This window comes from Martinezella lusitana (assembly GCF_900094565.1).
Lineage (GTDB): Bacteria > Pseudomonadota > Alphaproteobacteria > Rhizobiales > Rhizobiaceae > Rhizobium > Rhizobium lusitanum.
In genome coordinates this window covers 443,608-464,694 of sequence record NZ_FMAF01000005.1, presented here as the reverse complement: position 1 = coordinate 464,694, position 21,087 = coordinate 443,608, and the positions used below count along the sequence as shown (strand labels likewise).

The following is a 21,087-nucleotide window of genomic DNA, read 5'->3' as shown; positions in this document are numbered from 1 at the left end:
CTTCGAGGTCGCCTTTTTCGTATCAATGATTGATATCGGCTTGAATCAAAATCCCCGGCATTTAACCGGGGATTTTATGCACTTTGTCTTGCTTCAATCTCAGCTCAGGCGGCCCGCGGCATGTGCCAGCATGGTATAGACCTTGCCGGTGTCGGAGGTCAGATAGGATTGCGTGACGGTGCGGTCGCGATCGGTGCGGGCGACGTCGGCAAGCAGCTTTTCGAAATCGGCAATGTAGCGATCGACCGCGGTGCGGAATTCCGGCTCGCGATCATACTTGCGCTTGATCTCGTCGAACGTCTGCTGGCCCTTGAGCGTGTAGAGACGGCGGGTGAAGACATCCCGTTCGCCGCGCTGGTAGCGGCGCCACAGATCAACCGAAGCATCATGATCGATGGCACGGGCAATATCCACCGATAGGGAGTTCAGCGACTCGACGACGTGACGCGGATTGCGGGCCACGGGAGCCGCTGCCGTTTCTGTCGGTTGACGCGGTGCGGTCTGGCGGGGTGGCGGCAGGTCGGCGTTCTCGTCGCGAGAAGCGCCGCGCAGCAGATCGCTGATCCAGCCGCCACCTGCCGTTTCCTGACGAACCGGAGCGGGCGTCTCTGCCGGTCGCTGCGGCTGAGCAGCCGGGATGGAGCCGCGCAGGCCCAAGGATTCGATCGAAGGCTGCGACGGCTGCTGTAGGCTCTGCTGGGGAGCGGGCTGCTGGGGCGCAGGTTGTTGCGGAGCAGGCTGTTGCGGCCTGGGAGCGGCGGCGGCGGTCGGGGCAGGTGCCGCCGGCCGCGGGCGCTGGGCCGGCTGTACGTCTGCCAGCGCGCGAGCTGAGGGCTCTGAGATCTCCAGCTGCTGCGTCGAGCGGCCGACGATCTGCGAGATGTCCTGCAGGGCCTTGATCTGTTCGGCCACGGCGCGGCGCATGGCGGCAGCGCTTTCCTTGGCCTCTTCGGGAAGATCGAAAGCGCCGCGCTTCAATTCGCTGCGGGTCAGGTCGAGTTCCCTGCGGATATCGCCGGCCGAACGGCGGATCTCGTCGGTTGCCCCGGCGAAGCGGCCGACAGCGTCGTCGACAGCAACACGCAGGGTCTCGCGCAGCTGCTGAGCCGCGCCATCGGACGTCTTGCCGGCTTCGGCAAACATCTGCTCGACTTCGGACAAGGAAGCCGTGAGGCCGCCGCGAAGACGGTTGCTCAGGTCGTTGGAGCGACGCTCTGCACTGGCGAAGGTGCTTTCCACTGCCTGGCTTGCGTCTTCGCTGGCCTTGTGAAGTACGCCGCGCATGCTCTCTGCTGCTTCCTCGGCCCGCTTCTCCGTATCTGAGAGTACGCGGCCGATATCTGCAAAGGAAGACTGCACGCTCTGGCGCAGATTGCCGGTGACCTGATTGGAGCGCTGTTCGGCGCGGTCAAAGGCGGTTTCCACCATCGAGCCGAGGGCGCGCATGGTGTTCTCGATCTCTTCCGAACGCTGGACGAGGCCGACGGCCAGGTTCTGCAATGCCGTTTCGCGTTCTTCGAGCGTCGACACGAGATTGGACTGCGCAGCACCCAGAAGCTGGGATGCCTGCGACAGCACCTTGGAATGCTCGTCGAAGCGTCCGACGATGTTGCCGACCTGCGACAGGGTCTGGCCGGTGATTTCCGAGAGCTTGTCGACCTTGCCTTCGAGGAGGCGCGAGGAGGCCGAAACCATCTCGCCGGCCTTCGTGGCGGATTCGGCGAAGCGCACCGAGGTCGCGCTGAGGCGATCGTCCACGGTCGCGAACTCAGTGGCGGCATTGGTCAACAGACCGGCGATCGTCGAGTTGTTTTCCGCCAGGCGGGCGATGATGCCGTTGACGCTTGCCAGCAGATTGTTTTCGAGCGTGCTGACGGTGTTGACCGCGTGTTCGGTGCGCGATGCAATGGCATTGATCAGAGCGGCGTTTTCGGCGCGCAGGCGATCGCTGCTTTCCTGAGCCGCCGCCGAGATGAGGGCGGCTGCTTCCTGGCCCGTTGCCGCATAGCGGTCGACGATCGGGCGGGCCTTTTCGTCGATGAGGCGCGACAGTTCTGTGGAGCGCCCTGCCAGCATGGAGTTCAGCTCGCGGGTGCGTTCATCGAGCGAATTGCGGATCGATGCGCCGCGCGCTTCCAGTGCCTTGTCGACATCGGTCAGCGTGGCGTCGATCTGGCGGGCGCGGTCTTCCAGCGAGGTGCGGATGGCGTTTCCGCGCTCATCAAGGGCACGCTCGACCTGCGCCATGGTGGAAGCGATCTGCTCGCTGCCGCCGGTCAGCGTATTGCGGATGGACGCGCCACGGGCTTCCAGCGACTGTTCGGCTGATGACAGGGCCTGAGAGATCGTATCCACCTGACTGCTGACGAGACCTTCGGCTTCGGCAACCTTGGCGACGATCGCGTTGCCAGCCTCCGAGAAGGTCTGGGCAACGGCTGCGGCCTGGCTTGCCAGCCGGTTCTGCGTTTCGGAGACGCGGTTGACGAGATCGTCGGAGCGCTCGGTCATGGCGCGGGTGAAAGCATCGCTGTGGCTGCCGAGATTGTCGGCAAACTGCTGACCGGTACTAGCAAGCAGATCGGCAGTGCGCGTTGCTTCGCTGTCCATGCCCTGAGCGGCATCGGCAACGGCGGTGCGCAGTGTCGTGGCGAGATTTGCGGCCTTGCCCTCGATCGTGCGGTTGACGGCTTCAAGGCCGACATTGAGCGCGCGATCCATCGTCGACAGACGTTCTTCGATGCGTGCTGCGGCCTCGCTGCCGCTCCGATCTATCTGAGTTGCACCGCTCGCCAGCGTTTCGGAAAGACGGTTGCCGGCTGCGTCGACCTGGGCAGCAACGCCGCCGACGCCTTCGTGGATGCGATTCTCGAGAGTCGACAGGCTTTCCTCGACACGGGAGCCGGTTTCGGCGAAGCGGCTGGTCATGCCGTCTATCGACTGATTGAGGTTGGACGAGAAGGTCTCGGCCGAGCGAGCAATGTCGCCAGCGGCCTGCTGTATGCGGCCGGCGATATCGCCGGCGCCGCTGTTCAGGCGTTCTTCCAAAGCCCTCGCGCTGGCATCGATGCTCTGGCGCAGCGAGGCCTCGCGATCCTCGAGCGACATTTCCAGCATGCTGGCGCTGGTGGCGATGGACGTGCCGATCGCGGTCGTCTGTTCGAGCAGCGTGTTATCGAGTTGCTCATGTGCGTCGCGGAGCGTCAGGCTGATCTCGTTGCTGCGATCCTCCAGCGTCGTGCGCATGCGCTCATAGGCCGAGGCCAGGCTCTGGTCCATCTGTGACAGGCCGGCGCCGAGGGTATTTTCGAGCTGGCGCGTCGTGGTGCCGAGAACATTCTCGACCCGGTCGCTGCTGCTGCCGAGCAGTCCCGACAGGGATTCGGCATGGGCGGCAAGCGATCGGTCGAGGCGAGCCTGATTTTCGGTATAGGCGGCGCGAATGGCATCCGCCTTGTCGCCAAAGGCATCGGTCACGCGAGACTCGGCGCCGGAGACGCTGTCGAGCAGTGCATTGGCGCGCGATTCCAGGGTGTTTTCGAAGCGGCTCTGGTTCTCGGCAAGAGAAATCGCAAAGGCCATGCTCTTGTCATCGAGCGTATTGGTCAGTGCTTCGTGGCCGCTGGTGACAGTGTGGGCGATAGCCTGGGCGCTGTTTGCCAGTGTTTCCTCAAGCTTTGCCTGGTTCTCCGAAAGGGCGATCGCCAGTGCCATCGTCCGGTCGTCGAGGCTGTTGACGATCTTGTCGTGGGTGCCGGCTACCGTGTCGGAAAGGGCATCCAGGCGGCCGGAAAGGGCGTTCTCGAGGCGAGACTGGGTGTCGGAAAGCGAAATGGCCAAGGCCATAGCCTTTTCGTCCAGGGCATCGGCCAGCGCAGCGTGATTGCCGGTGAATGCGTTGGTGATCGCTTCCGCGCGATTGGCGAGCGTTGCTTCGAGACGGGATTGACCGCCCGTCAGAACGTCGGAAAGTGTTTTTGTCTTACCATCAAGCGTATCTGCGACGCGCTCGGCGTGACCGGAAACGGTATCTTCCAGTCGCGCCTGGCTTTCAGAAAGGGCGATGGCGAGTGCCATCGTCTTGTCGTCCAATGTGCTGGCGACACTTTCCACATGGCCGGAGACGGTGCTTTCGAGGCGAGCCTGGCTTTCTGAAAGCGCGATGGCCAGCGCCATCGTCCTGTCATCAAGCGCGTCAGCCAATGCGGCATGATTGCCCGCAAACGCCTTGATGATCGCTTCGGCGCGATTGGCGAGCGTCTCCTCGAGATGAGCCTGTCCGCTCGTCAGCGCGGAGGCGAGCGCACTGGTCTTGCCATCCAGGGTATCGGCGACGCGCTCGGCGTGACCGGAAACGGTATCTTCCAGCCGCGCCTGGCTCTCTGCAAGCGCGCGCGCGAGTGCCTTTGTCTTTTCATCCAAAGTGCCCGCGACATGTTCGGCGTGTCCGGAGACGGCATCTTCAATACGTGACTGGCTTTCCGAGAGAGCGATGGCGAGGGCCATCGTCCTGTCGTCAAGCGCGTTGGTGACGCTTTCCGCGTGGCCGGAAACGGTGCTTTCCAGGCGAGCCTGGCTCTCTGCAAGCGCGCGCGCAAGTGCTTTTGTCTTCTCGTCCAAAGTGCCTGCGACATGTTCGGCATGTCCGGAGACGGTATCTTCAAGGCGTGCCTGGCTTTCCGAGAGAGCGATGGCGAGGGCCATCGTCTTGTCGTCAAGCGTGTCGGCGATCTTGCCGTGCGTGTCGGCAATGATACCGGTGATGGCATCGGCGCGGCTCGCCAGCGTGTTTTCGAGACGAAGCTGGTTCTCGGCAAGCGAAATCGCCAGCATCGACGTGCGCTCGTCGAGGGCCGCAGTCAGATGTTCGTGGGAGCCGGTGACGGCGTTGATGATGCCTTCCGAACGTTCGGAAAGCGTTTGCTCGAAACGCGACTGATTGTCGGCGAGAGCGCCGAACAGGGCGCCGCTGCGGGCCGCCATGACGGTGTCGATGCGCTCGTGAGCCGAGCCGAGCGCCTGCGTGATCTCGCTGGTGCGAGCTGAGAGCGTATTGTTGATGTTGTTGGCGCCGCCGGCAAAGGCTGTGGTGAGTGCTTCCGTGCCGCTTTGCAGCGCGGTCGTGACATCGCTTGTGACGCCCTGGACGGCCGACGTGAACGCACCGGCATGCGAGGCGAGGGTCGTGTTCAATTCGCCCGTGCCCGAGGTGAGTGCCGACGAAATGCCGCTGGTGGCATTCTGGAGCGCGGACGTAATCTCGCCTGCCTTGGAGCCGATCGCGCTTTCCAGCACTTCCTGGCCGGTAGCCAGCGTCGTGGCCAGCGCGAAGGACTGGTCGGTAAGGGTGGAACCCAGGCGTTCGATGCTGGAGGTCAGTATGCCTTCCAGAGCGTCGGAGTTGCCGCCCAAGGTCTCATTGATGCGAGCAAGGCTTTCCGACAGCTTGCTGTCCAGCGTACCGGCGCGCTTGTCGAAGGCGGAGGTGAATTGGGATACGCGCTCGTCGAAGGCCGTCGAAAGCTGCGCGATCGTCGACTGGAAGCGCTCATCGAAGAAACCGGAGCGAAGATCGATGTCCATGATGGCATCGTCAGCCGTCGACTGCAGGCTCTGGCGAAAGCTTGAGCCCTTTTCATCAAGCGCGGTGTTGAGCTTGGCCAGCACATCGTCGAGCGTGCCCGTGATTGAACGCTCGCCGCCTGTGAGGCTCTCGCTGATCTCCCTGGTCCGGGCCACCAACGTCTCATTCAGTTGGCGGGCGCGCTCATTGAGCGCGGTGTTGAGCTTTTCGGTGTTCGCGTCGAGCGTCGATGCGCGGGTTTCGAACTGGCCGAGCAATTCCTTGCCGCGTTCGGAAAGCGTCGACGACAGAGATTCCAGGCGTGTGTCGAATTCCTGGCTGAGCGCGAAGCCGGAAGCGTTGAGGTTCTGCAGCAGGCTGTCGGTCTTGGCGGCGAGCAGGGTGCCGATCGCGTTGACCGCAGAATCCGACTTTTCCATCAGCGCAGCGGCGCGTGTGTCGATCATCGAGGCGAAGGCTTCGCCCGAGGTCGAAAGACGCACGGCGATCTCTTCCGTCGCCAGCGACAGATCTTCCTTGATCTGGTCATGCACGCCGACGATGGACGAGCGGATCCGCTCCGCGTGGTTGACGATCGCGTCGCGCTCGGCGCCGAGTTCGTGGACGAGGCCGCGTACGCGCAGTTCATTGTCTGCGTAGCTGCGCTCCAGCGCATTGACCTCGGTGTGAACGAGGGTCTCCAGTTCGGTGGCGCGCGCAATGGTGCGCTCGATGCCTTCGTTCATAGCGGAGACTTCGCGACGCACGGCCTGGCCGACCGTCATGATGCGGTCGGAGGCGACGGTCTCAGGCTCGACGAGGCGCAAGGCCACTTCCGCCATGGAGCGGGCCGCATTGCGCATGTCATGCGCACGGGAAATCATCATGCCGAAAGCATAGAACAGGAGTACGGGAACGACGATGCCGACGATGCAGGCAATGACGCCGGGGAGGGCGGCGAGATCGGCGACGGATTGGATGTTCCGGATCTGAGTGCCGTAAAGAAGCATGGCGAGGCCGACGCCGCCGATGATCCAGAACAACGAAAAGATCGTGGCGTTGCGCACCGCATGGCTCTGGGAGCCGCCGTCCAGTGCTTTCAATATGCTGGCCGGGCTTGCCCGGTTGGCATCGTTGGCGGCTGCGAGGTTCGGGCTCTTGGGCGCTTCAGCCGGGCGTGGCGTGGCAGCCGTTGTGGTCGAGTTGCGTGCGGGGCCTGTCTTAGGGGCTGCGTCGCTCCTAGTCTGCTTGGTCGGCTCAGACAATTTTCGCTCCGGGGCATCGGGTGTAGGGCTGCTGCGAGACTCCAAGTCCTCGTCACTGAAATCGATCTGCAAAGCTTCGTCCAATGCCTGGAAGGCCTTGTCCTCGACCGACTCGATGTACTTTTTGTTCGCCATGCGGTTACGCCTCGTTACAACTCAAATCGGGCTTGCCGTGTCGTTTCCGGAAATTCCGCCGTGTCCAGAAAAGACGAACCCTGCCTCCCGTGAGGTCTTCCGTCATCGATCTCTATCGATGATGGATTTCCTATTACATTCAGAGTGGATAACTGCTTTTTCAAACGAATGTTATGAAAACATTACCACTATCCACCCCTTGGGCAAAGGCACGCGCCAAAGACCCAATTTATCAGTATCGTAGTGACACATTCCCCCAGTCATGACAATTAACTCCACGGTAAAGGCAGTGGATCATTAAGAGACCATTAACCTTCTTCGCTGGTGCAACATCATGAAAAGCCAATATTTTGAGCATGTTTAACGCACGTTAACCATGTCTGGAGATTTGCGCCCTGAATGTGCCAAAATTTAACTCGATGGCCATCCCCAGGCCGCAAGCATGCGGCACGTCCCACAAACAGTCACAGTATAAGACGGGAGCATTGGCACATGGCAGCACTGAATATCGCGTTTGAATCTCCGGACAATTCGCGGGGTCCGGCCCCGTCGCGGGAGCGATCGATCGATCTGGTTCACCTTGCAAAGCAGACGATGGGCGACAAGGCCCTCGAGGTCGAGGTGCTGCAGATGTTCGCCAGGCAGGCGCGCTCCTGTCTCCAGGAGATCGGCAGCGGCGACGCCAAGCGTGTCCAGGCTGCATCGCACAAATTGAAGGGTGCAGCCAGTGCCGTCGGTGCCTTCCGCGTGGCGGATGCGGCGGCGGCGCTCGAGAGCGATGCAGGCGATGCTGCCCGCATGGCGGCGGTTACCACCTGTGTCGTCGACGCCGAGAATTTCATTCTGAAGCTGTCGCGTTGAGCTGACCCGCTGGAAAATCGGCAAATTCAAGCATTGCGCCGCCAAACGGGTGAAACCGTTTCGGCGGCGCAAATGTTGACTGCCCCAACGATTTGTTGGAAGTAAAATTCCGAACGATCCTTCACTCACGATTTCGGAATTCACTTAAATGACAAAATTGACCATCGTCGCCTTCGACGGCACGCGCTTTGACCTCAATGTCGACGAGGGCTCCACCGTGATGGAAAATGCCGTTCGCAACTCGGTGCCCGGCATCGAGGCGGAATGCGGCGGTGCGTGTGCCTGTGCCACCTGTCATGTCTATGTCGACGAGGAATGGACCGAAAGGGTCGGCAGTCCCGAGGCGATGGAAGAAGACATGCTGGATTTCGCTTTCGACGTCCGTCCCAATTCGCGCCTCTCCTGTCAGATCAAGATGAAGGGCGCCCTTGACGGGCTTGTCGTCCACGTTCCCGAGCGGCAAGCCTAGAACGTCCTGCAGCCGGTTTTTTTTGGCTGCAGTGATCATGCCGGACTGTCGGATGTAAAATCCAAAGGTTCGCTCCAAAAAGAAGCCCCGCTCTGCTAGTTTCAGCGAGCGAGGCGAGGCGGGCGCATCACCGACAGGCAAGGGAGGAAACACCTGCGGCTTGAGGACGCGCCAGGAGAACACGTAGCGCATGCTTTAAAAGGCAAACCCAGACTGCGCAGGAGAGCGAACGAACCCGCCAGCGCAGGCAATCCAATCGATCCATCAGAGATCCCGCCCAGAATTTTCGAATCATCCGGTGCGATCATCTCTATGTTCCACAGGAAAAACCTATTTCAGATTCTCGTAAAGTTCAAAGAGCGGCGCGGGCGGACGATTCACAGATATAGTGGCTCTTTTCACACAGTAGGCTGCGATCCGGCCGCTGTTTGTCCGAAATGAACATTGTTGCGTCCAGTCACTGGCCGCTTTGCCGGCCGCGATAATACAACAGTCTTTGTATGCGATTCTGGAAATTGATCGCTTCGATGCGGTCGAATCGCGCCTGATCGGCGTCGTGTCGGTCGGTTTCTCGCGACGTCACCTCGTTTGCCTTTTCCTGAAGCGCGTCGCAGCTGCCTGCCGACGGCAGGGAAAGGATCGCCCTCTCCATCTGGCGCGCGTGCTCGCGTGCGATTTCGACATGCCGATCCTCATGACGGCGAATATCGGCCTGCAGAGTATCCCAGATCATGGAAAGCTGCTTGCTTGCACGGCGCCGGTCACGCCAGCGGGGCAGGATGATTTCAGTATCGACAGTAACTTTCACGCCGGAAATATAACAGCGGCCATTCGTCTCGCTGTAGGTCGCGCTGCCACCGAAGCGAATCCTTGTCGCGCCGGGATGATGGCTGCTGGAGCCCATCGCGAGCGGTCCGCGCTCGTTCAACGCCGCGTCGAGCTCGTCCGCGCTCTTTCCCTTGATATCGAAATAGGAGACGGATTTGCGGGCGATCACCTCCGCGTCGGCCATGCCGGGCACGCAGCACGCAAGCAACAGCGCAAGCGAAACACGGATCTTCTGGGACGCAAACGGCATTCATGTTGCTACCATGTTGAACTTCGGCGAACCTTGCGGCATAGCCACTGTGAGCGCAATATCAAGCGCAAGGTTTTTTCATTTCAATGGGATGGGATGGTTGGTGGCAGAGCTTCGCAGTCAAAGCTGGCATGTCGCGCATGGGCGCAGCCTCGATGTCGGCAAACAGAGCGTCATTATGGCTATCGTCAATGTGACGCCGGATTCCTTCTCCGATGGCGGGCACTATGAGGCCGTCGATACCGCGGTTGCGCATGCGCTTGCCTGCGTCGAGGATGGCGCCGCGATTATCGACATCGGCGGCGAATCGACGAAGCCCGGCGGTGATGCCGTCAGCGCCAGCGCAGAGCAGGGGCGGGTGCTGCCCGTCATCGAGGCGCTCCGCGGCAAGACGGATGCGTTGATATCGGTCGATACCTATCGGGCCGACACGGCGCGACTGGCGGTTGGAGCCGGCGCGCATATCGTCAACGATGTTTTCGGCCTGCAACGCGAGCCGGAGATCGCGGCTCTGGCGGCGCAGACAGGCGCCGGGCTTTGCATCATGCATACCGGTCGCGACCGGCAGAAGCTGCCCGACGTGATCGACGATCAGATGTTGTTCCTCAGTCGCTCGCTCGACATCGCCGCTGCAGCCGGCGTGAGCCGGCAGAGTATCGTGCTGGATCCCGGCTTTGGCTTTGCCAAGGAGCACACGGAGGAGAATCTGGAATTGATGGCGCGTTTCAATGCATTGCTTCGATTCGAGCTGCCTCTTTTGGTGGGCACCTCGCGCAAGCGATTTGTCGGCGCTATTACCGGGCGCGACGCACCGGATCGGGATGTCGGGACGGCTGCGGCGAATGCGATATTGCGCTTGCAGGGAGCGGCCCTATTCCGCGTACATAATGTCGCAATCAACAGGGACGCGTTGGCGGTCGCGGATGCTATCCTCGGGACGCGCGCGAGACTTAAAGCATGATCCCGGACCATAGGGAGCGGTTTTCGGACGCCGTCGTGTCTGTTCGAAACGGAGGGACGTCATGAGCGTTATCACCTACACCATCACTCTTCAGAATTGTGCGTTCTTTGCCCGCCACGGCGTGCATGACGAGGAGGAATTCCTCGGTCAGCGTTTCTTTGTCGACGCCGAACTCGACGTCGAAGCCGGCGACGCGCTGGAGCGAGATTCGATCAACGATACCGTCAACTACGGCATCGCATTCAGCGTCATCGAGGAAATCGTCACGGGACGCCGGCGCTATCTGATCGAGGCGCTGGCGCTCGATGTGGCGAAGGAGCTGTGCCGGCGTTTTCCGAGCATCCGCAGGGCGAAGATCACGGTGCGCAAACCCAATGCTCCGGTTCCGGGCGTTCTCGATTACGTACAGGTGAGCGTTGAGCATTTTGCCTGAGAACGGAGCCGTGCGCGCAACGCTCGGCCTGGGTGGCAACCTGGATAATCCCAAGCACGCGATGGCGCTTGCCTTGCGGACGCTTGATTCGCGGGCCGATTGCCAGGTGGTTTCGGTCTCGCGGCTCTATAGGACGCCGCCTTGGGGCAAGACGGATCAATCCTTCTTCTATAATTCCTGCGCCGCCGTCGATACGACGCTTGCGCCGGAAGCGCTGCTAGAGGTTTGCCTGGGTATAGAGCGCGACATGAAAAGGGTTCGGATCGAACGCTGGGGGCCGCGAACGATCGATATCGATATCCTGACCTATGGCGAGCTGGAGCGTGCCGAGCCGCTGCTCAGCATTCCTCATCCCCGCATGACCGAGCGCGGTTTCGTCCTCATGCCGCTTGCCGATTTCGCCGCCGATCTGACGGTCAAAGGACGCGCGATCAAGGACTGGCTGCGTGAGGTCGATGTCGAGGGGATCGAGGTCGCGGACGAAAGCCGCGATTGGTGGCAATCGGCCTGACAGGGAATGCAAAACGGCCGGCGAAGGATGCCGGCCGCCATCAATATGGCTTGATGCCTGGAACTACTGGATCGATCCGACCGCCATCTGGTCGATGTCGGCGCGCTTCAGCGTGACGCCGATGACCGGAACCATCTGTTCGCCAACCTTCACCGAAATCGTGACGTTCATCAACTTGTCGTTCGTCACGCGGGCGATCATGGCGCCATTGAGCTTCTGGCGGTTCAGACCGAGCACGACCGTACCGTCATTGACCGTACCGGACGTCACATCCAGACCCTTGCCGGCGGCTCCGTCCAGAAATTTTCCGGTGTAACTACCGCCACTCTGGGTGATCTCGGCCGACATCGGCTGCTGGAAGACGCCGACGCGGCAGGTGCCATCGAGCTTGACGCCGGCATTGCTACTGTCGAGCGCCTTGCCCGTGAGGGCGCAGGTGAATTTCGTTCCCTTGTATTTACCGGCGACGATTTCGCCCGGACCGCTCCAGGAGCCGGCGACCGATTGGAAAAAGGCCTTGTCGCGGGGAGCCGCGTCAGCCGAATGAACCCAAGCACCTGTGGAGAGGGTCGCGGCGGCAAGGCCGCTTACAAGAAGAAATTGACGCGAAAACATGGACATTCCTTAGCGAGGCGGGACCGTAAATCTGGTTCCCACTTTTGCCCGAGAATGGTTAATGCTTGGTTTCCTGCGCCTTGCAAAGCCGGATTTACGGGCATTCATGTCGTCTTGCGGCCCGTCACACTCGGCGTGAGATCGCCGGCGAAGTCGGCAATGCCAGGCCGCTTGAGCGCCTTGAAGGACAATGGCCGGCAGAGATCCATGGCTGCAATTCCGATCCGCGCCGTCATCATGCCGTTGACGACGCCTTCGCCTAACCGCGCCGAAAGCTTCGATGCCAGGCCGTGGCCGATCAGCTGCTGGACGATGCCGTCGCCGACTGCGATCGAGCCGGTGACGGCGAGATGGGCAAGCACATCGCGCATCAACCTGAGCATGCCGAGCGTACCGGGCCTACCGCCATAGAGCTCGGCCATGGCCCGCACCAGCTTTGCCGCCTCGTAGAGAACGAAGAGAATGTCGACGAGAGCGCGCGGGCTGACGGCTGTCACGACCGAGACCCGCTTCGAGGCGCCGAGAATCAGCGCTCGGGCGCGACGGTCGAGCGGTCCGAGCAGCTCGCGCTCCGCGAGGTCGATCAAGTGCGGCGCATCGATGATGTCGTCCTCGGCGGCTTTCAGCGTGGCGCGGCCTCGTGCTGTTTCCGGATTGGCTTCGAGAAGAGTGCAAAGACGCTTTACCAGCGCCTTGGCACGCGCCGGGCGTGTTTCGACGATCGCGGCTTCCGCTTCCGCCTTGATGGTCTGCACGGCCGCGAGCCGCATCATGCCGGCGGTTTCCCTGACAACGATGGCAAGGACGGCGAGAATGCCGACGGCGACCGTTGCGAGCGCCGTATAGCCGAGCCAGTCGGCGCGGCTGAACAGGTCGCGGATGAGCTGATCCGTCCAGAGGCCGAAGGCGAGCGACACCAGAATGCCGAGTGCGCTCAGCGCCACCTTGCCGAAGGAAAACCCACGGCGGCGCGGCCTGGCAACGGCGCTTTCGGTCAGTGCCGAGTCGAGGGCAGGGTTGATGAAAGGGTCTTCCTCGTCCGGTGTCAGGACGATTTCGGTGTCGAAGCTTTGCGGCTTGCGACGCAGCGATTCCGAACCGGCTGCGGCATTCGCATCGCTTCTGGAAATGTCCGGCTCCAGCGAAAAGGCGGCCGGACGGCGGGCGGGGCCGCTTGGTTCGTTTGCGGTCGGTTTCGTCATGCTAGACGGTCTCCGAACAGGAACTGCATGGCGCGATCGAGGCGGATATGCGGCACCGAAAGCTTGATGCCGCTGCCGGTTTCATCAAGCTCCGGCGGGCGGAAGCGCACGACGTTCACCTCGGGCAGATGGACCTTTGCCCCATCCGATTCAAGGGCTTCGAACAGCCAGCGGGGATTTTCCGGCAGATCGCCCGGGAATACTGCCGTCTTGCGATTGCCGTCAAAGATTTCGCCGGCGATCGTTTCCTTGTCCATCGGCGTGCCGACGATGACGGGAAGCGTCTGTCCGTCGCGCGTCACGGTCGCCTCGCGGGTGGCGCGCACGGAGGCGATGGCCATGACCTCGATGCCGGCACCGGCCATGCCGATGCGTTCGACGGCACGCTCCACGAGGCGGCGGGTCAGTGCCTCCAGCCGGTCATGGCTTTCGTGATGGAGATGGTCGGCCTTGGTGGCGGCGACCAGCACGCGATCGATGCGGCGGCCGATGAGCGCGGAAAAGAAGGAATTGGCGCCGGGACGGAAGCAGGCCAGCACATCCGTCAGCGCGCGCTCGAGATCCTGCACCGCTTCTGGACCGCGATTGATGGCCTGCAAGGCATCGACGAGAACGATCTGGCGGTCTAGACGGGCAAAATGCTCGCGAAAGAAGGGTTTGACCACCACGGATTTGTAGGCCTCGTAGCGGCGCTCCATCATCGCCCAGAGCGAGCCTTTTGGGGCGTTGCCCTCAGCCGGCAGCTTCAACGGCGCGAAGGTGAGCGCCGGCGAACCGTCCAGATCGCCAGGCAGCAGAAAGCGGCCTGGCGGCAGCGTCGACAGCGAACGCTCGTCGGATTTGCAGGCCTTGAGGTAATCGGCAAAAGCCGCTGCAAGGTCGCGCGCCTTCATTTCGTCCGCAGGCGCCGCAATATCGGCATTTTCTGTTATCGCCAGCCAGGCGCGTGACAGCTCGGCGCGGATGCCGGTCGCGGCCAAAGCCAGCGTGTCCCCGCTGAAGGTGCGGAAATCCTTGCCGAGCAGCGGTAGGTCGAGCAGCCATTCGCCGGGGTAGTCGACGATGTCGATGGAAAGGCGCCCGGGAGAGAACAGCCGATTCCAGCCGCTGGCGCTTTGATAGTCCAGGGTAATGCGCAGCTCCGAGATCGCGCGTGTCGAATCGGGCCAAATCCGCTCTTTCACCAGCGCGCGAATGTGGTCCTCGTATTGAAAACGCGGCACGGCATCATCAGGTTGCGGTTCGAGGCGCACTGCGGAGACGCGACCCGATTGCACCGCCTCGAACAGCGGCAGGCGGCCGCCATTCAACAGATTGTGTACCAGGGAGGAGATGAACACGGTCTTGCCCGAACGGGACAGGCCGGTGACACCGAGGCGAATTGTCGGGTTGACGAGGCCGGCCGCGCGATCAGCAAGATTATCAAAGGCGATCAGGGCGTCGTCGGTGAAGGAGGTCAGGCTTGGCGGCAAGGCGGGATCCCTGAATGACAGCGTGACCGTGAATATAGGAAGCGAAACTCAAGCCGAAAAGGCAACGTTATATCGGCGGGCGTTCCGGCCAAGGCTGGAGCGTTTGCTGGCATCAGCAGATATCGCTACTCGGTGACAAAGTCCGCAAGCACCCAGCCCGTCGATGTCGAGTCGACAACCGCCAGGCCGGCGGTTGGAAAGCCGCGAGGAAGTGCGCCAACCAATGCTTCATGACCGATCAGGGATTCCAGCGTCTGCTCGATGGTCGGATTGTGCGCCACCAGCATCACGGATTCCTGGTCGGTTTGCGATGCTATGAGCGAGAGGTAGATTTCCAACGTGCCGTTGTAGAGAGCATCGACAAAGCGGAATTCGGTGGATGGGCTGACGACGCGGCGCATGGCGTCAGCAGTCTGCCGACACCGCAGGGCGGTCGAGGAAATGATCAGGTCCGGCTCGTAGTGTTTGTCAGCCGCCTTGTCCGCGACAATCTCGGCCGCGGCAAAGCCGTCGTCGGTAAGAGGGCGATCGAAATCCCGCTGACCCGGCGCGGCTTGTTGAGCCGCCGCATGACGCAAGAGATAGATCCGGGAAGGCGGTGGCGAGATGTTGGTCATGGCGAAATTCCGGAGCTCGATTTCATCAACGAGGTAACGTCTGATCCCACATACAGTCAACTGCTCCCAGATCCGCCAGCTCCGCCAGATCCGCGTTTGGCGCTTATTCACGCGAAGGTTACGGTTGGGCCGGATTCGGTCCGTTGCAAATATATGATGAAAAAATAGACCCTTAGCTGAATTTTATGACAAATTTAAAAATCAGTTGACAGCATCTATTTGGCTTGAATCGATACTATTGGTTGGGATATACACCCGGCAATATGAGATGTTCTTCAGGAGAATCGCGTTGAGTGAGAAGATCGATCTTAGCAGTTATGTGCCCTCGGAGGACGAGGAGTTCATGAATGTAAATCAGCGGGCCTATTTTAGAGCGAAGCTGGTAGCCTGGAAAAATGATATCCTGAGAGAAGCGCGCGAGACGCTGGATCACCTGGCAGAAGAAAGCGCAAACCATCCCGATCTGGCCGACCGGGCTTCCTCGGAAACAGATAGAGCCATCGAACTCCGGGCTCGTGATCGCCAGCGTAAGCTTATTTCCAAAATCGACGCTGCATTGCAGCGCATCGAAGACGGCACTTACGGCTACTGTGAAGAGACCGGCGAACCGATCGGCCTCAAGCGGTTGGATGCCCGTCCGATTGCCACACTGTCGATCGAAGCGCAGGAGCGTCACGAGCGCCGCGAGAAGGTCTATCGCGACGAGTAATTGCACAGCCGGTTTCGGCCGATATTGAAAAACTGAAGGCACGACGAATATTTCCGTCGTGCCTTTTTCATTTGGCGACGCAGTCGCGCGACTGCGTCTTACTTGTCGCGGCTGACGCTCATCTCGCCGAAAATGCGTGCAACCTCCTTTTGCAGGGCGCTGTCTCCTCCGGTTATCGGGGCGAGTTCGGGATCGATGCGCTGTGCGGGACCAGGAGCCTGTACCGGGGCGGATGCGGCGGCCGGCTGTTGCCGAACCTGGCGGGGCTGCTGCACGTTCGGAATGATCCGCTCGGCAGTCAAATTCTTTGACATTTCCGCTTCCAGCACGCGTTGAAATTCATTGGCAGGTTCGGCGGGAGACGGTGCTGCGACCGTCGGCTCGACGGCCGCCGCGCGTGCCGGTTGTTGCGGCAGGACCATATGGCGAGCGGCCTCCAAGATGTCGGCGGCTTCCGTCTCGGTCAGCGCGGTCACAGGCTGGGATGCGCGCTGCGGCGGCGTGACGATAGGCTGAGGCCGTTCGACCTGACGCGGTGCGGGCTCCGGCGCAGCGGCGACAGCCGGTTCAGTGCGCAGATAGGCGTCGGTCTTGTCCCCGGTCGATCGAGGGAGCTGCGAAAATGCGGCGGGGAGGGTATCGAGTTCGGCGGCTTTCTGTGACGGTTCCGGTCGGTTTTCGTACGCGAAGGGGATTTCGACCGGCGTGGGCGTTGGTATCGATGTCGGTGTTGCTGTCCGCGTTGGATCTGAGATCCCGGATTCGATGACGATATCGGTCGGCCCGCCGATCATGATAAGGTGTTCAATGCCGTCGCGACGGACAAGAACGAGTCGGCGGCGGGCATCAACAGCGGCCGCATCCAGCACCTGCAGGCGCGGTTGGCGGTTCTTGCCACCACGCACGAAAGGCGAGGGCGCTCGGTGGCGCAGAATCCAGAGAATGCCGATCAGCAGGAGAAGAGCGATGCCAACTCCGCCGACTGCAAGGAAGAAGCGGCTGCCATAGGCTCCGGCGATTTCGTCCAACATGTCGAGATACTCCGTATTTATCCCCGATAGCGCGGCCTTTGCGCAGCAACCGCAGGGCCGCCGCCGTGACATTGGCCTTCATATGAGGTGATCATATGAACAGGATTGTGCCGGAGACAAGATGGCATTGCCTGATGTTCCGTGCTCTTGCCTGTGAATTCAAGCCTTTCTGAGCCTGCAAAGCTTTTTGCGGGTGACGCAAGTTGATAAAGAAGGATTCGAAAGGTCCGACTCCTGCGATCCGTAACGTTCACGACATGTCGCAAGGGGAAGGCGAAGACGAGGGGTCTATGACGAAGCATCGTCCGTCCGACGAGTATAGCGTGCCGCTGGTGGATCGTGGGGTTCGTTCGGGCACCGCGCTGCGCATCATCCTGCTTGCGCTCGTCCTCGTCGCGGCCGCGGCCGCCTTTGTCGTCTTCAAGAGCCAGCTCGACAATGAGGCCGTGCTCGGCGGCCTCGGCATCCTCGCCATGGTCGGCATCTTCTTCCTGGTGTCGTCGATCATCGGTTTCGTCGAGGTCATGCCGCAGCCCCAGTCCGATAGTCTGGCGCGCTCATTCCTCAACAGCCAGCCCGACGGCACGCTGATCACCGACGAAAAAGGCCGCATCATCTATGCCAATGCGGCCTATGGACGCCTGACGGGCGCCGCCAAGGCGACGGAGGTGCAGTCGCTCGAGACGCTGCTGTCGCGCAACCGCGAATCCAACGAGGCACTGTATCGCCTCGCAAACGGTCTGCGCGAAGCGAAGGAGGGATCGGAAGAATTCCGTCTGATGAAGCCTCTCGGCCCAGGGGATGGAAGCGGCAATGATGCTCATTGGTATCGTCTGAAAGCGCGCGTGCTGCCGCCGGAACCGGGGCGCGGCAAGGCCCTGCATATCTGGCAGATCACCGACATCACCTCCGAACGCGACGATCAGGAACGTTTCTTCAAGGAGCTGCAGAACGCGATCGACTATCTCGACCACGCGCCGGCCGGCTTCTTCTCGGCCGGACGCAAGGGCGAGATCTTCTATCTCAATGCGACGCTTGCCGAATGGCTGGGTCTGGACCTCACGAAATTCGTGCCGGGCTCGACGACGATAGGCGATCTCGTTGCCGGCGAGGGGCTGGCGCTGATCCAATCCGTGCAGGCGGAGCCGGGACTGAAGAAGACGGTGACGCTCGATCTCGATCTGCGCCGTGCCAACGGCCAGAGCCTGCCGGTGCAGATCGTCCACAGCGTCACGTCCATGCGCGATGGCGCCCCCGGCGAAAGCCGGACGATCGTGCTGACGCGACAGAACGGCGGCGGCACAGAGCAATCGGCTTCGGCGGCGGCGATGCGCTTCAGCCGCTTCTTCAACAATACCCCGATGGCAATCGCTTCGGTCGATGGCGAGGGTCGCATTCTGCGCACCAACGCGCCCTTCCTGAAGCTCTTCTCGGATCTCGTATCGCGCGACGATATCGAGCGCGGCGCGGCACTTGAGACTGTCGTCAACGACAACGACCGGGCTCAGCTGCGCCGGGCGCTGGCGGCCGCCAAGGACCGACAGGGCGACATTCCGCCGATCGATTCCCGCAATCCGAAGGACGACACGCGGCATTTCCGCTTCTATATCAACGCCGTGATCGACCAGACCGACGAAGCCCCGGAAGAGGCCGCCATCGTCTATGCCGTCGAAGTGACCGAGCAGAAGGCGCTCGAAACGCAAATGGCGCAGACGCAGAAGCTCAACGCCGTGGGAACGCTTGCCGGCGGCATCGCGCATGATTTCAACAACGTGCTGACGGCGATCCTGCTGTCTTCCGACCATCTGCTGCTGCAGGCGCGGCCTTCCGACGCCAGCTTTGCGGATCTGATGGAAATCAAGCGCAACGCCAATCGCGCGGCAGTGCTGGTCCGGCAGCTGCTTGCCTTCTCCCGCAAACAGACCATGCGGCCGACCATCCTCAACCTGACCGATGTGATCGGCGACCTGCGCATGCTGGTGGACAGGCTCTTGTCGGGCACGCATGTCAAGCTGGATGTCGATTACGGCCGCGACCTCTGGCCTGTCAAAACCGATCTGTCGCAGTTCGAGCAGGTGCTCATCAACCTCTGCGTCAATGCGCGCGACGCCATGCCGGGCGGCGGTACGCTGACCCTGCGCACCCGCAATCTTTTGGCGGCGGATGTAAGCGCCTTCAATTACGCCTATCTGCCGCATGAGGACATGGTTCTCGTCGAGGTCAACGATACCGGCACGGGTATTGCGCCGGAAATCATGGACAAGATTTTCGAGCCCTTCTTCACAACGAAGGAAGTCGGCAAAGGCACGGGTCTCGGTCTTGCGATGGTCTATGGCATCATCAAGCAGTCCGGCGGTTACATCCATCCGGAATCGGAAGTCGGCAAGGGAACGACCTTCCGCATCTTCCTGCCGCGTCATATGGTCGACCCGTCGGTCGTGACGGAAGAAAAGGCGTCGGAAAGCCGGGGCGTCACGGCAATGGATCAGAGCGTTGCGGCGATGGGGCAGAGCGAAGAGCCGGCGGATCTTACCGGCAAGTCTGCCGTCGTGTTGCTGGTCGAGGACGAAGAGGCAGTACGCCGTGGCGGCAAGCGCATGCTGGAGACACGCGGCTACACCGTCTACGAGGCGGGCTCCGGCGTCGAAGCAATGGAGATCCTGGACGAGCTCGATGGTCAGGTGGATGTTGTCGTGTCCGATGTCGTCATGCCTGAGATGGACGGTCCGACGCTGCTGCGCGAGTTGCGCAAAAAATATCCGGATATGAAGTTCATCTTCGTCTCGGGCTATGCAGAGGATGCCTTCGCCCGCAATTTGCCGGCCGACGCGCAGTTCGGCTTCCTGCCGAAGCCGTTCTCGCTGAAGCAGCTCGCGGTCGTCGTGCGGGAAACGCTGGACCGATAGGCGGGGTATTTTCCATTCGGAACGTTTTTTCTCGGCCGATATTGCCGATGCCGGCGCATGAGTGATATCAACTGCGCATGATCGATCCTGCCAAGCCAATTTTCCGTATGTGGTGGCGCTCCCTCTAGGAGCGGCAGTCGTCATGTCTTGAAATCGACCTTTGCCGCCGTGATCCGGTAGGCATCGTCATTTCAGTTTTCCTTCCCGACTACGGCGGCTCCTTTTGCGGAGCAAAAAATGTCTTCCTCTATCGATACCCGCCCCGTCATCCTGACGGGCGACCGGACCACAGGGCCGCTCCATCTCGGCCATTATGTCGGATCGCTGAAGAGCCGCGTCGCGCTCCAGCACAGCCATCGGCAGTTCTTGCTGCTGGCGGATACACAGGCGCTGACCGACAATGCCCACGATCCGGAGAAGGTCCGTCGCAACGTTCTCGAAGTTGCCCTCGATTATCTCGCCGTCGGCATCGATCCCGTAGAGACGGCGATCTGCGTGCAATCCGCGCTGCCTGCGCTGGCGGAACTGACGCTGCTCTATATGAATTTCGTCACGGTCGGCCGCCTGGAGCGCAACCCGACGATCAAGACGGAAATCCAGCTTCGAGGCTTCGAGCGCGATATACCCGCCGGCTTCCTCTGCTATCCCGTGGCCCAGGCGGCCGATATCACCACCTTCAAGGCAACGGTCGTGCCCGTCGGCGAGGATCAGGCGCCTCTGATAGAACAGACCAACGAGATCGTCCGCCGCCTCAACCGGCAGGTCGGCCGCGATATCCTTGTCGAGGCAGAGGCCATGGTGCCGACCGTCGGCCGCCTGCCGGGCGTCGACGGAAAGGCAAAGATGAGCAAGTCACAGGGCAACGCCATCCCGCTCTCGGCTTCGCCGGACCATATTCGCGATGCCGTACGGCGCATGTATACCGATCCCGACCACATACGCGTTAGCGATCCTGGAAGGATCGAGGGCAATGTCGTCTTTACCTATCTGGATGCCTTCTGCGACGATCGGCAATTCGTGGACGAGCTGAAGGCGCGATATCGGCAGGGTGGGTTGGGCGACGTCACCCTGAAGAGACATCTGGACGGCATTTTACAGGCGCTGCTTGCGCCGATCCGCGAGCGTCGCGCCCGGTTTGCCAGTGAACCGGACTATGTAATGGGGATATTGTGGGAGGGCACGCTGAAGGCAAGGGCGCGGACGGAGGCGACCCTCGCTGAATTGCGAGCCGCCCTTGGTCTGTTCACATTGACCTAGGGCGG

At 61.4% G+C, this 21,087-nt stretch carries 15 protein-coding genes; 8 read left to right on the top strand and 7 right to left on the bottom strand.

Annotation, left to right across the window (positions count from 1 at the left end; genetic code table 11):
- Nucleotides 1-99: 99 nt before the first annotated feature.
- On the bottom strand, nucleotides 100-6,960 hold the full coding sequence (locus tag GA0061101_RS14465; RefSeq protein ID WP_092573809.1) for an apolipoprotein A-IV repeat region-like domain-containing protein: 6,861 nt from the start codon (nucleotides 6,958-6,960) through the stop codon (nucleotides 100-102).
- Between the two features lie 492 nt (nucleotides 6,961-7,452).
- On the opposite strand from GA0061101_RS14465, the gene GA0061101_RS14460 reads away from it, so the two are divergent.
- Both GA0061101_RS14460 and GA0061101_RS14455 read left to right on the top strand, forming a co-directional pair.
- On the top strand, nucleotides 7,453-7,821 hold the full coding sequence (locus GA0061101_RS14460; RefSeq protein WP_034504779.1) for an Hpt domain-containing protein: 369 nt from the start codon (nucleotides 7,453-7,455) through the stop codon (nucleotides 7,819-7,821).
- Between the two features lie 148 nt (nucleotides 7,822-7,969).
- Nucleotides 7,970-8,290: a 2Fe-2S iron-sulfur cluster-binding protein gene (locus GA0061101_RS14455; protein ID WP_037202401.1), complete on the top strand. Its 321-nt coding sequence runs from the start codon at nucleotides 7,970-7,972 to the stop codon at nucleotides 8,288-8,290.
- Nucleotides 8,291-8,747: 457 nt separating this feature from the next.
- Here the strand turns inward: GA0061101_RS14455 and GA0061101_RS14450 are convergent, their stop codons facing one another.
- Nucleotides 8,748-9,368 (bottom strand): DUF922 domain-containing Zn-dependent protease, encoded by a 621-nt coding sequence (locus GA0061101_RS14450; RefSeq protein WP_092573808.1) that lies wholly within the window; start codon nucleotides 9,366-9,368, stop codon nucleotides 8,748-8,750.
- Between the two features lie 103 nt (nucleotides 9,369-9,471).
- Here GA0061101_RS14450 and folP point away from each other — a divergent pair, with 103 nt between their 5' ends.
- From folP to folK, 3 genes are all read left to right on the top strand, one after another.
- Nucleotides 9,472-10,329, top strand: coding sequence for a dihydropteroate synthase (gene folP / locus GA0061101_RS14445; protein WP_245297476.1), 858 nt, complete (start codon nucleotides 9,472-9,474; stop codon nucleotides 10,327-10,329).
- A gap of 61 nt (nucleotides 10,330-10,390) precedes the next feature.
- Nucleotides 10,391-10,762 (top strand): dihydroneopterin aldolase, encoded by a 372-nt coding sequence (gene folB / locus GA0061101_RS14440; protein ID WP_034504785.1) that lies wholly within the window; start codon nucleotides 10,391-10,393, stop codon nucleotides 10,760-10,762.
- The gene (gene folK / locus GA0061101_RS14435) at nucleotides 10,755-11,273 is read left to right on the top strand and encodes a 2-amino-4-hydroxy-6-hydroxymethyldihydropteridine diphosphokinase (RefSeq protein ID WP_037202396.1); all 519 of its coding nucleotides are present in this window, start codon (nucleotides 10,755-10,757) and stop codon (nucleotides 11,271-11,273) included. The genes folB and folK overlap by 8 nt, the downstream gene beginning before the upstream one ends.
- A 63-nt stretch (nucleotides 11,274-11,336) precedes the next feature.
- Here the strand turns inward: folK and GA0061101_RS14430 are convergent, their stop codons facing one another.
- The 4 genes from GA0061101_RS14430 to GA0061101_RS14415 all read right to left on the bottom strand — a co-directional run bounded on the left by GA0061101_RS14430 (nucleotide 11,337) and on the right by GA0061101_RS14415 (nucleotide 15,179).
- Nucleotides 11,337-11,888 (bottom strand): hypothetical protein, encoded by a 552-nt coding sequence (locus GA0061101_RS14430; RefSeq protein ID WP_037202395.1) that lies wholly within the window; start codon nucleotides 11,886-11,888, stop codon nucleotides 11,337-11,339.
- 104 nt (nucleotides 11,889-11,992) lie between these two features.
- A complete protein-coding gene (locus GA0061101_RS14425) occupies nucleotides 11,993-13,090 on the bottom strand; it encodes a YcjF family protein (protein WP_092573806.1) in 1,098 nt (365 codons plus the stop codon).
- Nucleotides 13,087-14,562, bottom strand: a complete 1,476-nt coding sequence (locus tag GA0061101_RS14420; protein ID WP_092573805.1) for a YcjX family GTP-binding protein — start codon at nucleotides 14,560-14,562, stop codon at nucleotides 13,087-13,089. Before GA0061101_RS14420 ends, GA0061101_RS14425 begins: the two co-directional genes overlap by 4 nt.
- Before the next feature lie 125 nt (nucleotides 14,563-14,687).
- Nucleotides 14,688-15,179, bottom strand: coding sequence for a SixA phosphatase family protein (locus GA0061101_RS14415; RefSeq protein ID WP_047556586.1), 492 nt, complete (start codon nucleotides 15,177-15,179; stop codon nucleotides 14,688-14,690).
- A gap of 289 nt (nucleotides 15,180-15,468) precedes the next feature.
- Between GA0061101_RS14415 and dksA the strand changes: the two genes are divergently transcribed.
- A complete protein-coding gene (dksA, locus tag GA0061101_RS14410; RefSeq protein ID WP_034504792.1) occupies nucleotides 15,469-15,888 on the top strand; it encodes an RNA polymerase-binding protein DksA in 420 nt (139 codons plus the stop codon).
- 98 nt (nucleotides 15,889-15,986) lie between these two features.
- Here dksA and GA0061101_RS14405 read toward each other — a convergent pair whose 3' ends face one another.
- The gene (locus GA0061101_RS14405; RefSeq protein ID WP_092573804.1) at nucleotides 15,987-16,919 is read right to left on the bottom strand and encodes a flagellar biosynthetic protein FliO; all 933 of its coding nucleotides are present in this window, start codon (nucleotides 16,917-16,919) and stop codon (nucleotides 15,987-15,989) included.
- Nucleotides 16,920-17,209: 290 nt separating this feature from the next.
- On the opposite strand from GA0061101_RS14405, the gene cckA reads away from it, so the two are divergent.
- Both cckA and trpS read left to right on the top strand, forming a co-directional pair.
- Nucleotides 17,210-19,825, top strand: a complete 2,616-nt coding sequence (gene cckA, locus GA0061101_RS14400; protein WP_092573803.1) for a cell cycle histidine kinase CckA — start codon at nucleotides 17,210-17,212, stop codon at nucleotides 19,823-19,825.
- A gap of 237 nt (nucleotides 19,826-20,062) precedes the next feature.
- Nucleotides 20,063-21,082 (top strand): tryptophan--tRNA ligase, encoded by a 1,020-nt coding sequence (gene trpS, locus GA0061101_RS14395; RefSeq protein WP_092573802.1) that lies wholly within the window; start codon nucleotides 20,063-20,065, stop codon nucleotides 21,080-21,082.
- The last annotated feature ends 5 nt before the right edge of the window (nucleotides 21,083-21,087 follow it).